At 46.0% G+C, this 13,572-nt stretch carries 14 protein-coding genes; 12 read left to right on the forward strand and 2 right to left on the reverse strand.

The window, feature by feature from the left end:
- Nucleotides 1-170 precede the first annotated feature (170 nt).
- The 5 genes from EH55_RS06470 (at nt 171) to EH55_RS14880 (ending at nt 3,032) form a co-directional block, all read left to right on the forward strand.
- On the forward strand, nt 171-821 hold the full coding sequence (locus EH55_RS06470; protein WP_037975921.1) for a GntR family transcriptional regulator: 651 nt from the start codon (nt 171-173) through the stop codon (nt 819-821).
- Between the two features lie 183 nt (nt 822-1,004).
- Entirely contained in the window at nt 1,005-1,268 is a 264-nt protein-coding gene (locus EH55_RS06475; RefSeq protein WP_037975924.1) for a TM1266 family iron-only hydrogenase system putative regulator, read from the forward strand.
- A gap of 11 nt (nt 1,269-1,279) precedes the next feature.
- Complete coding sequence (locus EH55_RS14165) at nt 1,280-1,459, forward strand: hypothetical protein (protein ID WP_152550723.1); 180 nt, start codon at nt 1,280-1,282, stop codon at nt 1,457-1,459.
- Nucleotides 1,460-2,671: a [FeFe] hydrogenase H-cluster maturation GTPase HydF gene (gene hydF / locus EH55_RS06480; RefSeq protein WP_037975926.1), complete on the forward strand. Its 1,212-nt coding sequence runs from the start codon at nt 1,460-1,462 to the stop codon at nt 2,669-2,671.
- Between the two features lie 169 nt (nt 2,672-2,840).
- Nucleotides 2,841-3,032 carry a restriction endonuclease subunit S gene (locus tag EH55_RS14880; protein ID WP_081839472.1) on the forward strand — a complete coding sequence of 64 codons (192 nt, stop codon included), beginning with the start codon at nt 2,841-2,843 and terminating at the stop codon, nt 3,030-3,032.
- A 6-nt stretch (nt 3,033-3,038) separates the two neighbouring features.
- On the opposite strand, the gene EH55_RS06485 is transcribed toward EH55_RS14880, so the two are convergent.
- Nucleotides 3,039-3,968, reverse strand: coding sequence for a site-specific integrase (locus EH55_RS06485; RefSeq protein ID WP_037975927.1), 930 nt, complete (start codon nt 3,966-3,968; stop codon nt 3,039-3,041).
- Nucleotides 3,969-3,986: 18 nt separating this feature from the next.
- Nucleotides 3,987-4,562 carry a restriction endonuclease subunit S gene (locus tag EH55_RS06490; RefSeq protein WP_051682738.1) on the reverse strand — a complete coding sequence of 192 codons (576 nt, stop codon included), beginning with the start codon at nt 4,560-4,562 and terminating at the stop codon, nt 3,987-3,989.
- Nucleotides 4,563-4,595: 33 nt separating this feature from the next.
- Between EH55_RS06490 and EH55_RS06495 the strand changes: the two genes are divergently transcribed.
- The 7 genes from EH55_RS06495 (at nt 4,596) to EH55_RS06520 (ending at nt 13,506) form a co-directional block, all read left to right on the forward strand.
- Nucleotides 4,596-4,826, forward strand: coding sequence for a helix-turn-helix domain-containing protein (locus EH55_RS06495; RefSeq protein ID WP_037975928.1), 231 nt, complete (start codon nt 4,596-4,598; stop codon nt 4,824-4,826).
- Nucleotides 4,826-5,659, forward strand: a complete 834-nt coding sequence (locus tag EH55_RS06500; RefSeq protein ID WP_037975930.1) for a GIY-YIG nuclease family protein — start codon at nt 4,826-4,828, stop codon at nt 5,657-5,659. Before EH55_RS06495 ends, EH55_RS06500 begins: the two co-directional genes overlap by 1 nt.
- A gap of 65 nt (nt 5,660-5,724) precedes the next feature.
- Nucleotides 5,725-8,283, forward strand: coding sequence for a type I restriction-modification system subunit M (locus EH55_RS06505; protein ID WP_037975931.1), 2,559 nt, complete (start codon nt 5,725-5,727; stop codon nt 8,281-8,283).
- 1 nt (nt 8,284) lies between these two features.
- On the forward strand, nt 8,285-9,538 hold the full coding sequence (locus EH55_RS06510; RefSeq protein WP_037975934.1) for a restriction endonuclease subunit S: 1,254 nt from the start codon (nt 8,285-8,287) through the stop codon (nt 9,536-9,538).
- A gap of 31 nt (nt 9,539-9,569) precedes the next feature.
- On the forward strand, nt 9,570-9,743 hold the full coding sequence (locus EH55_RS14420) for a hypothetical protein (protein ID WP_160170732.1): 174 nt from the start codon (nt 9,570-9,572) through the stop codon (nt 9,741-9,743).
- Nucleotides 9,740-10,357 carry a Fic/DOC family protein gene (locus tag EH55_RS06515; RefSeq protein WP_037975936.1) on the forward strand — a complete coding sequence of 206 codons (618 nt, stop codon included), beginning with the start codon at nt 9,740-9,742 and terminating at the stop codon, nt 10,355-10,357. Before EH55_RS14420 ends, EH55_RS06515 begins: the two co-directional genes overlap by 4 nt.
- Nucleotides 10,358-10,359: 2 nt before the next feature.
- Complete coding sequence (locus EH55_RS06520; protein WP_037975938.1) at nt 10,360-13,506, forward strand: type I restriction endonuclease subunit R, EcoR124 family; 3,147 nt, start codon at nt 10,360-10,362, stop codon at nt 13,504-13,506.
- The last annotated feature ends 66 nt before the right edge of the window (nt 13,507-13,572 follow it).

Consider the following 13,572-nt stretch of genomic DNA (forward strand, 5'->3'; position numbering starts at 1 on the left):
TAGGGGCCGCGTTAACTTTCGCAAAAGGACTATAAGAGCGTAAGCGCGTTTGTATTGTAAAAATTCTTTTTATCCGCGGGCCATGCCCCTGAGTTTTATTTTTTCACTTGCAAATATTTCGGACACTATGTATATTTTAAGCTGGAAGCAAAGCTGGGGGCTGGTTGAATATGGTTGTTTCTTCTTCCGCCATACACACTGCGGCGGAGTTCGTCTATGATCAGTTGAGAAAAAAAATATTCGAGAAAGCGCTTACCAGCGGGCAGCGGCTGCCCGAGGTAGCCATAGCGAAAGATCTGAACGTGAGCCGCACGCCGGTGCGCGAGGCGCTGAGGCGTCTGGAGAGCGAGGGGCTTGTGCAGATAATACCCGGCTGGGGCGCGTGTCTCGCGTCGCCGTCGAAGCAGGAGATAATAGACACTTACGAGGTGCGCGAGGACTTGGAGACCATGGCTATACGCAAAGCTGCGAAGCGTATCACGCCGCTGCAGCTGTGCCGCCTGCAGGAACAGATCGACGCCGAGCGGGAGACGTTCGTCAACCGCGACCTCGAATCGTATCTGAAGGTCAACGACAATTTCCATATAATCATCGCGGAGTCCTCCGGCAACAGCACACTCGTCGGCTACGTAAAAAATATCCTCTCGCGGATATTCGTGCAGATGATTTTCTTTGAATCGTTCTTCGACTTCGACACAAATCCCAGCCTCGAAGAGCATATCGCCATACTTAACGCGCTGAAGGAACACGACGAGGCCGAATGCGTGCGCCTGATGAAGGAGCATCTGCGGCTGTCGATGGAGGGGCTGAAGGCTAAGTAAAATTCAGCGAGGTTGAGAGTCGTTTTGATTCGTTGCGCCGGGCGATGCGACGCGTTATAATAGCAGGTCGTAGATGTCCGCTTTTGGGGAGGAGTTCCGCAAAGGGGGAGGCTTATATAAACGCGCTCATCAGGGCCTTCCGGCGGGAGGCCCCTGTTTTTATATCGAGGAGGATGAGTCTCTGTGTGCGAGGCAAAGAAAGAAGAAAGCAGGATAGGTGTGGCGGCCGTCATCGTCGAGGACATGGATAGCGTGCGCGAGATAAACGAAGCCCTGCACGCGTTCAGCGACCTTGTCGTCGGCCGGCTGGGGATTCCCTACCGCGAACGCGGCGTCTCCGTCATCTCCATCATACTCGACGGAGACCCCGACAGGATAAGCGCACTTACCGGCAGGCTGGGAAAGATAAAATCCGTAACGGTCAAGGCCGTGATGTCGAAAAAGTAGGGCGCAGAGAGATGACTCAGCAGGATAGAGGTTTGCCTATGGACGGAGCCGAGGCGGCGTATCCGCGGCGCGGCTTCGGCCTGCGGATCAGCAAAGCCGGCGTCAGGAGGCCCGTGCGCAGGCAGGATTTTCTGCTTGGCAACGGATCGCGGCGCACGATAATCGACGATGTCAGAAAGCTGGTGAAGTAAATGGCGCTCACCGACACTCCGCGTTCGAACAGGCTGCATATCGCCTTTTACGGAAGGCGCAACGCCGGAAAATCAAGCCTGATAAACATGGCGACGGGGCAGGAGACGGCGCTCGTCTCGGAGTACGCGGGGACGACGACGGACCCTGTCATAAAGAGCATGGAGCTGTTGCCGCTCGGCCCTATCGCCGTCATAGACACGGCGGGGCTCGACGACACAGGAGAGCTCGGCGCGCTGCGCATCGAGCGCTCGAAAGAGATGATGAAGCGCACCGACCTCGCGCTGCTCGTCGTGGGCGCCGCTCAGGAGGAATTTTCTCTCGAAAAGGGGTGGCTAGCCGAGCTGCGTGCGCGCGGCGTCACGACGGCCGGCGTGCTGAACCAGATCGACAGAATTTTGCCGGAAGCTGCGGAGGAGAAGCGCGCGCTTCTCGAAGAGGAATTCGGCATCCCCTTCGCCTCCGTCTCGGCGCTGGATAAAAAGTACCGCCCGGCCCTGCTGTCGCTGATCGTCAAAAACGCCCCGACGGATTTCGAAGCGCCGACTCTCGCCGGCGACCTCTTCGCGCCGGGATCGGCGGTCGTGCTCGTCGCGCCGCAGGATATACAGGCGCCTAAGGGACGGCTGATCCTGCCGCAGGTGCAGGTGATGCGCGACATCCTCGACCATAAGGGCATGGCGCTGACCTGTACCGCGGACAATTTCCCGCGGATGCTCGCTTCGCTCAAGGAGCCGCCGGCGCTCGTCATCACGGATTCCCAGGTCTTTGCGAAGGTGAACGCGGCGCTGTCGCGCGAGGTGCCTTTGACCTCCTTTTCGATAATAATGGCGCGCGCGAAGGGGGAGCTCTCCGTCTTCATCGACGGCGCCAAGGCCATAGGCGCGCTGAAGCCGACCGACAGGGTGCTGATCGCCGAGGCCTGCACTCACGCGCCGCTGACGGAGGACATCGGGCGCGAAAAGCTGCCGCGCTGGCTTCGCGAACGCGCCGGCGCCGGGCTCAAAACCGAGGTGAAGGCCGGCCTCGACTTCCCGAAGAATCTGAAGGATTACGCGCTGATACTGCACTGCGGCGGCTGCATGTTCAACAGGAAACAGCTGATGAGCCGCATCATAGAGGCGCAGTCGGCCGGCGTGCCGATAACGAATTACGGCATCGCCATCGCCTATCTCGGCGGCATACTCGACCGCGTAACGGAAATGTTCAAATAGTGCCCTCCGGCGCAAAGCAGTATAAAACAGCAAATGCGGCGCCGTCAGATACATGAACATGGAACTTCTGAAAGGAGACTGAGGCGAAACCGAAACGGCCTAACGGTCAAACTGACACCGGCATATCAGCACAGGCAATTTGTGCTCTGAAAAAATGTGCGCATAATTCCTGACACAACCCAAAAATCAGTTGAGGCAGAGTATTAAGCAATCAGCGAATACAAATATCAATGCCGAAAACATTAAAAGCACTTTTATAAAATTGCCATCATTACCTGAACAGCAGAAGATTGGGGACTTTTTTGCTGAATTCGGCAACCTTATCACTCTTCATCAGCGTGAGCGCAATGATGAAGAGTGATTGTTATCAAGAGAGCCCGGACAAAGACCGCATAACAAGGTCTACATCCTGATTTTCGAGTTCTTGAATTATGTGCAAATATGTTTTCTGGGTTGTCGTCATGCTGGCATGGCCAAGTCTTCTTGCCACGCTTGCGATAGATACTCCGGCGAAGAGGAGCAAAGATGCATGGGTATGCCGTAGTCCGTGTATGGTAATGACTGGGATTCCTGCTTTTTTACAATGCCGGGCTAAAATACTATTGACCGTTGAATTGTAAACACATGGCTTTTTTACAAAGATGGGCTCGTCTTCCGGAATCTTTCGTACAAGTTCTGAGAACTGAATAACAGTTTGCCAGTCGATTTGTATTTTTCTAACCGATGACCTGTTTTTCGTTGGCAAAAAGCCTCCGTTTCCTTTATAGTCCCATGTCTTGCTTATAGAAAGAGTCTGGTGAGCAAAATCAAAATCTTTGGGCGTTAAAGCCAGCGCTTCTGAGAACCTCATTCCAGTCTTTGTTACCAATAAAATGAACCAATCCCAATTAATTTCTCCCTTTAGATTGAGCGAACTAAGAAGCGTGTGGAGCTCAAATTGGTTGATGTATTTATCCTTTTTTTCGGACGGTTGCTTTCCCTTGATTATAGCTTTACGGGTAGGGTCTTTTTCAATTAGTCCGTCGTCTACTGCATCTTGAATGGCGCCTTTCAACTGATGATGGAAATCCATTGTCGTCTGCCTTTCATGGTAGCGCGCATAATTGTTCAACAGCTGCTGATATGTTACTCTGTTCAACTCACATATCTGCAACTCCGGAATTAGTTTGACAATCCATGAATGGGACATCTTATATTTGTCCATCGTGACTTTTCTTACAGCGCCCTCTTTGTACACACTTATCCATTGGGCATAATAATCGCAAAACAAGTCGTTTCCTTTGATTTTACTTAACATTTTTTCCTCCAATAAATTCTAAAAATGCTCACGCTGATGAAGAGTGATAAGGTTGTCTATACCTCTGAAAAAGCCACTAATCCGAATCTGCTCTTCATGACTCGGATAGGATAAATCTATCTTTTCCAAGTCCGTATTATGAAGGTGAACAACCGACTTTCCTTGTGCCATTTTAGCCATATCGTTATGTGGCTTTCCATTAGAAATGCTGATAGCTAAAAATGCGGAATCAATATCTGTTGGTGGAGTGATGATATTAAGGTCGCCACCAAGCAAAACCCCTGATTTTTCAACGACTGAGGCGATTGAAATATCCTCTGCTGTTTCTCCAGAAGCAGGCACGATTACCTCACCGCCACGACTAAATACCGAACCAGGTTTTTCATCGGCAAAGGTATCAACATCAGCTATTACCGTTTCATACTTTGTATAGAGCCTGCCGTATAGGATGATGGGTGTCCCGGACTCCTTCAAGTCACCTTTGGAATAGCCTGTTCCTTTCGAGAACTGTACCATCTCGCCAAGCTTACGCTGTTCCCAAGCGATTGTAAAAAACTTTTCAATGCACTTGTAAAATTGAAATGAAAATGCCATAATAAAGCTATTAATATGCATAGGAGATGCGGGATGAATCTTTCTAATGAGATTAAGATAATTCGTCAAAAGGCTTTTATGACACAAGAAGCTTTTGCAAAGGCGCTGAATGTTGCATTTTCGACGGTAAATCGTTGGGAATCAGGGAAAACGCACCCTAATATGACAGCTATGAAGCAGCTGAAAATTTTCTGTGATGTAAATAATATATCTTTTGATGAACTTCAGAATGCATGGTTGAATAAATCGAAGGAGGTAAAATGATGGCCACAAGCAAGAAACTTGAGATCATTTATCACGATGGTCAGCCTGACGGCATTCGTTCAGTTCGCCGCCATCTTTCAACTGTTACGACCTATGTCATTCCTCGCACAATGCTTTCTGATGCAAAAAACATCTCCGGTATCAATCGCCCGGGTATCTATTATCTTATAAACGAAGATGAAGACAACAATATAGCTCAGATTTATATTGGTCAGACACGAAACGGCATCAGCAGACTGGACGATCATAACCGTTCAAAAGATTTCTGGAACAAGGCAATTATGTTCTTGGCGGATAATAAGACCTTTTCTTTGGATATCATAAGCGGCCTTGAAGAATATGCCATCTCCAAAGCATGGGAGTCAAAACGCTATAAGGTTGAAAACTCTGTTAAGCCTAAATACGACATTGATGAATACGATCTTGTTTCTATTGAAGAAATATACGATGAAATCAAGTTCGTGATGGCAACATTGGGCTATAAACTGGAAAATACGCAGGAGAACACAAAAAACGCTCAAATCCTTCATACCACCCGAAACGGAATAACCGCCCTTGGCGTTTATAGCGGCGACAAGTTCGATGTTCTCGAAGGCTCTGAAATCAATATGGACAAGCCTGTTCACCTACCGAAGTATAACAAGCAGAGGCAGGAGCTTTTGGACGATGGTCATATCATTTCAGAAAACGGAAAATCAATTCTGAAAATCACCCTGACATTCAACACCCCCAGCGGAGCGAGCAACTTTGTTCTTGGAGGATCAACAAACGGTTGGGCTGAATGGAAGAACAGTGATGGAAAAACCTTAGATGAACTTTTCCGCAAATCATAGCATAGTCCGTTTTTTGGTACATAAGATAAAATATAACCGTCAAATAATATTTTGGAGGAAGCCGTATGAATAAGCAGCAACTTGCTTCTAAGATCTGGGAATCAGCAAATAAAATGCGATCCAAGATTGAAGCGAATGAGTACAAGGATTATATTTTAGGCTTTATCTTCTATAAATTTCTTTCTGACAAGGAAATAAAATATCTGAAGCAGAACGACTGGACTGATGAAGATATCAAAGGTTTTCTGAATGAAGATGACAGAGAGACCGTTGAAAGTATTCATAAGAACGTGGGCTACTTTATCGCCTATGAGAATTTGTTTTCAACCTGGCTTGAAATGGGTTCGGACTTTAATGTGTCCAACGTCCGTGATGCCCTTTCCGCGTTCAGCAGACTGATTAACGCATCGCACAAAAAAGTCTTTGACAAGATTTTTGATACCTTGCAGACCGGTCTTTCTAAGCTGGGCGACAGCTCCGGTACCCAAACCAAGGCAATCAGCGATTTGATCCATCTGATTAAGGATATCCCGATGGATAGCAAGCAGGATTATGATGTGCTGGGCTTCATTTATGAGTATCTGATTTCCAATTTTGCCGCAAACGCCGGCAAAAAAGCGGGCGAATTCTACACCCCACACGAAGTATCGCTGCTCATGTCTGAAATCGTTGCTGACCACCTCAAGGATAGAACCGAAATCAAAATTTACGACCCGACCAGCGGCTCCGGCTCCCTGCTTATCAATATCGGTAAATGCGTTGCAAAATACATGGGCGACGGCGATAAAATCAAATACTATGCGCAGGAGCTCAAGGAAAACACCTATAACCTGACGAGAATGAACTTGGTCATGCGCGGTATATTGCCGGACAATATCGCCACGCGAAACGGTGATACGCTGGAGGAAGACTGGCCGTACTTTGATGAAAGCGACCCTGTTGGTACTTATGATCCTCTTTATGTGGACGCTGTTGTTTCCAATCCGCCGTATTCACAGAACTGGAACCCCGCAAATAAGGAATCAGACCCGCGTTACAAGTCCTATGGACTTGCCCCGAAAGGAAAAGCGGATTATGCCTTCCTGCTTCATGACCTTTACCATATTAAACCCGACGGTTTAATGACCATCGTTCTTCCGCACGGTGTTTTGTTCCGTGGCGGTGAAGAAGGCGAAATCCGTAAAAATCTTATTGAAAACAACAAGATTGATGCCATTATTGGTCTGCCTGCTAATATTTTCTTCGGCACAGGTATCCCTACGATTATCATGGTGCTGAAACAGCGCCGCAGCAATACGGACGTATTGATTATCGATGCATCCAAGGGCTTTGAAAAGGTTGGAAAGACCAATAAGCTCCGCGCTTCTGATATTAAAAAGATCGTGGACGCAGTAACTTCCCGTGTGAGCATTCCCAAGTTCTCCAGGGTCGTGAGCAGAGAAGAAATCCGTCAGAACGATTACAACCTGAATATTCCCCGCTATGTGGATTCTTCTGAAAAGCCAGAAAGCTGGGATATTTATGCCTCCATGTTTGGCGGCATCCCTGCCGGTGAAGTAAATGACCTGAGTGCGTACTGGGATGCTTTTCCCACACTCAAAAAAGCTTTGTTTGACGATGCTGATGCTCCCTATCTGCATTTCAATGTTGAGGACATCAAGAAAACTGTTTCGGAACATGCTGACGTTACCGCTTTTGAGGGAAAATTCAAATCCGCCTTTGACGGCTTTGATTCTTATCTGGCTGAAGAATTAATCGGCGGAATGGATGCCATCAACATTTCCAAGGAAGAAAGCGCTCTTTCCGCGAAGATATTCGACCGTCTTGACGGTATTCCGCTTGTTGACAGATACGAAGCATATCAGCTTCTGGACAATGAATGGAGCAGAATCGCAGTTGACCTTGAAATAATCCAGACCGAAGGATTTGACGCCGCAAAGAAAGTTGACCCCAATATGGTCGTCAGGAAAAAAGACGGCAAGGATACCGAAGTTCAGGATGGCTGGATCGGCCATGTAATCCCCTTTGAACTGGTTCAGGAAAAGCATCTGTCTGAAAAGCTTTCTGCACTCAAAGCAAACGAGACCCGCCTGACGGAAATTGCCGCCGGATTTGAAGAACAGCTCGACGAGCTGCCCGAAGAGGAAAAAGAAAAGGATTTTGTCAATGATGACAAAACAGCTTTTGTTGCCGCCGCAGTAAAGAAAGCAATCAAGGCGAAAGAGGTTGAACCGGAAATCCTTGACATTCTGAAAAAGGTCGATGCACTTGTTGCAGAGGAGAAGGCCGCCAAGAAGAAAGTCAAGGACGATTCCGCGGCACTTCATCTTGAAACAAAAGCAAAGATCGAACAGCTTTCTGACGATGAGGTAAAAGAACTCTTGAGGGAAAAGTGGATCGCACCCGTTGTAAACGGTCTTTCTAAGCTGCCCGGCGGCATTGTAAACGGGTTTGTTTCAAAGCTGGAAGCTCTCGCCAAGAAGTACGAGACAACTTTCTTTGAAGTCGAAGAAGAAATCCGCAATGTAGAATCCGACTTGGCCGGTATGTTGGAACAACTCACGGGCAATGATTACGACATGCAGGGGCTTGCGGAGTTCAAAAAGCTTCTTGGAGGTGAATAACATGGCCGAAACCGCGAAAAAGCCGGCAATTCGGTTCAAGGGATTCACAGGCGCTTGGGAACAGCGTAAGTTTGGCGATATTTCTGAAATAAAAACTGGTCCATTTGGAAGTACCCTTCATGCGGGCGATTACGTTACAGACGGTGTACCAATAATAACAACTGAGCATTTTAAGACTGGAACTTTGCAGAATGACAAGGAAGGTTTGCCACAAGTTTCTCAAGAAGATTATGAACGGTTGTTGTCTTACGTGCTAAACGATGGTGATGTTGTCTTTTCTCGTGTTGGTTCAGTTGATGTAAACGCTTTAATTACGCCGTTTCAAGACGGGTGGTTGTTCTCTGGGCGAGTTTTGAGGGTTCGTCCAAGTAGAGGGAGTGATTCTCAATTCTTACATACTTTATTAGAAACCGAAGATGTTAAAAATGATATTCGAGCAAGGGCTGTTGGCCAAACTATGCCAAGTATCAACACTGAAATCTTGAAAGCTACAATACTGTTGTTGCCAACATCTGAAACGGAACAGCGCCAAATCGGGGCATGTTTCCGACAACTTGATCACCTTATCACCCTTCATCAGCGTAAGTATGACAAGCTCGTGAATGTGAAAAAATCCTGCCTCGAAAAAATGTTCCCGAAAAATGGCAGTAATGTTCCGGAAATTCGATTTTCCGGATTTACGGAAGCTTGGGAACAGCGTAAGCTTAGAAACATCGCTGATAAAGTGACGGAAAAGAATGCCGATCTGGCGGTTTTGGAAACATTTACGAACTCTGCCGAATTCGGAATTATTAGCCAACGAGACTTTTTCGATCACGATATTTCGAACGCAGAGAATATCGGCGGGTATTATGTTGTGAAAAATGAAGATTTTGTCTATAATCCGCGCATCTCTGTTACTGCTCCTGTAGGCCCTATAAATCGCAATAAATTGGGCAGAAATGGCGTAATGTCGCCACTTTATACGGTGTTCCGCACACATGATATAGACACCACTTATCTGGAATGGTTTTTCAAGAGTGCTTCTTGGCACGATTTTATGCATTACAACGGTGACTCCGGAGCAAGGTCAGACAGATTTTCAATCAAAGATGCGGTCTTTTTTGAGATGTCAATTCCCTATCCAGAGATTGCTGAACAGCGGAAAATTGGTCGATACTTAGATCAGCTTGACAACCTTATCACCCTTCATCAGCGTGAGCTTGAAAAGCTTCAAAATCTGAAGAAAGCTTGCCTTGAAAAGATGTTCGTGTAAAAGAAGACAAAACGGAAGGAAATCATTAAATATGAGTATTGAAGACAAAATCAAAAATGTAAAAGGTTCTTTCGCAATGGAAGGGATCGAAATGACAAAAACCGATGAAATGAATGCGAATGAGATTATTTCCAAAAAGAGAGACGTGGAGGAAATAATCTCTGAATTGAAGCGCAAGTATTCGGTAGCGGGGAGTTCATTATGAAAGACATAGACTATTCTTATGAGTATAAGGATGACGATAACAAGTATTGTTATCCCGGAACGAATGTGCTGAAAAACAAACTCAGCATTAAAGACTCGGAGATGCTTTATAACGCAGAAAGAGAATTTTCGATGGCGAGATACGCCGCGCTTCAGGTCAAACCGATTAACGGTGACTTTTCGTTAAAGCATCTGCGAGAGATTCATAAGTATCTTTTTCAGGATGTTTATGATTGGGCTGGTGTTCTCCGAACCGTGGACATTTCAAAAGGGACGATCTTCTGTCTTGTACAGCATATCGAGGCACAGTTTGAAATCATTCACCAATGGCTGAAGAAAAGGAACTATCTGAAAGATGTTTCGGACAGGGTTGAGATGGCAAAAGATCTTGCTTATGTTCTTGGCGAAATAAATATGATACATCCATTTAGAGAAGGAAACGGAAGAGCCCAAAGGCTATATATTGAACAATTATGCGAGAATAACGGAAGGTTTGAAGTGAATTTTTCTTTTGCTACACAAGAGGAAATGCTTAAAGCCAGTGTGGATGCCAGTGTGTGTAATTATGAGGCTATGGAGGCGCTTTTCTTGAAGTGTCTTATTGAAAGGAATTAACGATGGCTTTTACAAAAGAATCCGACTTTGAAAATGCTCTGATAAAAATGCTGACAGAGTCCTGCGGTTGGGAAAAGGAAATTCTGCAATACAAAACAGAAAAAGATCTTTTGCAAAACTGGGCAAATATCTTATTTGAAAACAACCGCAGTATTGACCGCCTGAATAATTATCCTCTTACAGACGGCGAAATGCAGCAGATCATTGAGCAAATAAAAACTTTGCGCACGCCGCTGAAACTGAACGGTTTCATCAACGGAAAAAGTGTGTCCATCACTCGTGATAATCCCGATGACAAAGAGCACTTCGGGAAAGAAGTGTCTCTGAAGATTTATGACCGTCAGGAAATCGCCGCAGGGCAAAGCCGTTATCAGATTGCACGGCAGCCGAAATTCACCGCAAAGACAAGTATGCTTCCCGGCCGTCGTGGAGATTTTATGCTCCTGATTAACGGTATGCCGCTGATTCATGTGGAACTCAAGAAGAGCGGTATACCGGTATCCCAAGCGTACAATCAGATTGAGAAATACTCCCACGAAGGCGTATTTACAGGTTTGTTTGCGCTCGTTCAGGTTTTTGTCGCAGTGAATCCGGAAGAAGCCGTTTATTTTGCCAATCCCGGGCCGGACGGCAAGTTTAACTCGGATTTCTATTTCCATTGGGCAGATTTCAACAACGAGCCAATCAATGATTGGAAGACGCTGGCATCCACATTCCTTTCGATTCCTATGGCTCATCAGCTTATCGGGTTTTACACAGTCGCAGACGATACCGATGGTATTCTAAAAGTTATGAGATCGTATCAGTATTATGCTGCCAATAAGATTTCCGATACCGTTGCAAAACACAAATGGGAAAACGGAAACCAGCTCGGAGGATACATATGGCATACAACCGGTTCCGGCAAAACTATGACATCCTTCAAATCTGCACAGCTGATCGCCAATTCAAAGGATGCCGACAAAGTAGTATTTCTCATTGACCGTATTGAGCTCGGAACGCAGAGCGCCGGTGAATATCGCGGATTTGCCGAAGCAACGGACGATATCCAGGAAACGGAAGACACTTCCGTATTGATTGCAAAACTGAAAAGCAACGACCCCGCGAATACACTGATCGTTACTTCCGTTCAGAAGATGAGCAACATCAAGGACGATACGGAAGGCAAGCTCAAAAAAGCAGATCTCGACTTGATTACATCAAAGCGCATTGTATTCATTGTTGACGAGTGCCATCGTTCCACTTTCGGCGACATGATGCGGGTCGTAAAGCAGACATTCCCAAAGGCCCTCTTCTTCGGCTTCAGTGGAACGCCTATTCAGGCTGAAAACGAAAAGAAAGGCAGCACCACCGCCGACGTATTCGGCAGCGAACTGCACCGTTACAGCATTGCTGACGGTATCAGGGATAAAAATGTTCTTGGCTTTGATCCGGATAAGGTTCTCACGTTCAAAGAAAAGGACATACGCGAGGCTGTCGCGCTTGATAAAGCAAAGGCAAAAACTGTAGCGGAAGTGTTCTCTGACGCGAAAAAGCAAAAAATCTATTATGAGTATATGCATAACGTTCCCATGGCGGGCTTTGAAGATGCCAATGGGAAATATGTGAAAGGCATTGAAGATTTCCTGCTTGAGAACGGTCAGTACCGAACAGAAGAACATCAGAAAATGGTTGTCCGGGACATCATTGATAACTGGATCACCATCAGCCATAATCATAAATTCCATGGGATTTTTGCCACTTCCAGCATTCCGGAAGCTATTCAATATTACAAGCGATTCAAGGATGCCACGCCCGATCTGAAAGTTACCGCCCTCTTTGATCCGAGTATTGACGACAACGGCTATGGTATCGAAAAAGAAGATGCGCTAATCGAGCTTATCGAAGACTACAATAAGCTCTACCATCAGACATTTACAATTCCCACATGGGGCAAGATGAAAAAAGATATTCAATATCGTCTTGCGCACAAAAAGCCTTATGAAAGAAACGAATTTGCTCCTGAAGAACAGATCGATTTGCTGATAGTGGTGGATCAGATGCTTACCGGTTATGACTCAAAGTGGCTGAACGTGTTATATCTTGATAAAATGCTGCGGTATGAAAGCATTATTCAGGCTTTCTCGCGCACAAACCGCCTCTTTGGGCCGGATAAGCCGTTTGGCTGCATAAAATACTATCGCGCTCCGTATTCCATGGAGCGAAATATAAATGCGGCGGTGAAGCTATACTCCGGTGATAAGCCGCTGGGAATGTTTGCGGTCAAGCTTGATAAAAACCTGGAAAACATGAATTCTGTGTTCACACAAATCAAGAATCTATTTGAGCAGGCAGGAATATTCAGCTTTGAACGTCTGCCTAACGAGATGACGGAGCGCAGAAAGTTTGCCAAGTTGTTTAACGAGTTCAATGAGTATCTCGAATCAGCAAAAGTTCAGGGTTTTATCTGGGACAAGCTTGATTACGACTTTGCCGATGAGACAACCGGCGAAGTGAAAACTGTGTCCCTGCTTTTGGATGAGAAGACATATTTGATTCTTGCCTTGCGTTATAAAGAGTTGTTTGTTGAAGCCCCCACAAATCCGGGTGAAGACTTTCCCTATGATTTGACGGGTTATCTGACAACGATCGATACAGATGAAATTGACGCCGATTATATGAATTCACGCTTTGAGAAATATAAGAAAGCCCTGACAAGCGGCAATGCGGAAGATATTGAAGCGGCAAAAGAGGAACTGCATAAAACATTCGCAACGCTGACACAGGAAGAGCAAAAATATGCGAATATCTTCCTGCATGATATTCAGACAGGCGATGTCAAAGCGGAAAGAGGAAAGACACTCCGCGATTATATCAACGAATATATGCAAAAAGCCAAGAAGGATCAGATACTTAGACTTGCCTCGGTTCTCGGGCTTGACAAAGATATGCTACAAAATATGATGGCACTTAAAGTTGATGATGCCACGATTAACGAGTATGGGAGATTGGACAGCCTCAAGGCAGATGTTGATAAATCAAAAGCAAAAGCATATTTCGAAGCAGTTGAAGGCATTAAAATGCCTATGCCAAAAGTAAACATTAAAGTAGATATGCTTCTGCGTAAGTTCATTATCAGCGGTGGATATGATATTAAAATGCCGGAATAACTTCTGCATACAGCATAAACTTGGTGAAGAATATAAAATTACAATGGGACAATCTCCCGACGGCAC

It is taken from the genome of Synergistes jonesii (assembly GCF_000712295.1).
Classification (GTDB): Bacteria; Synergistota; Synergistia; order Synergistales; family Synergistaceae; genus Synergistes; species Synergistes jonesii.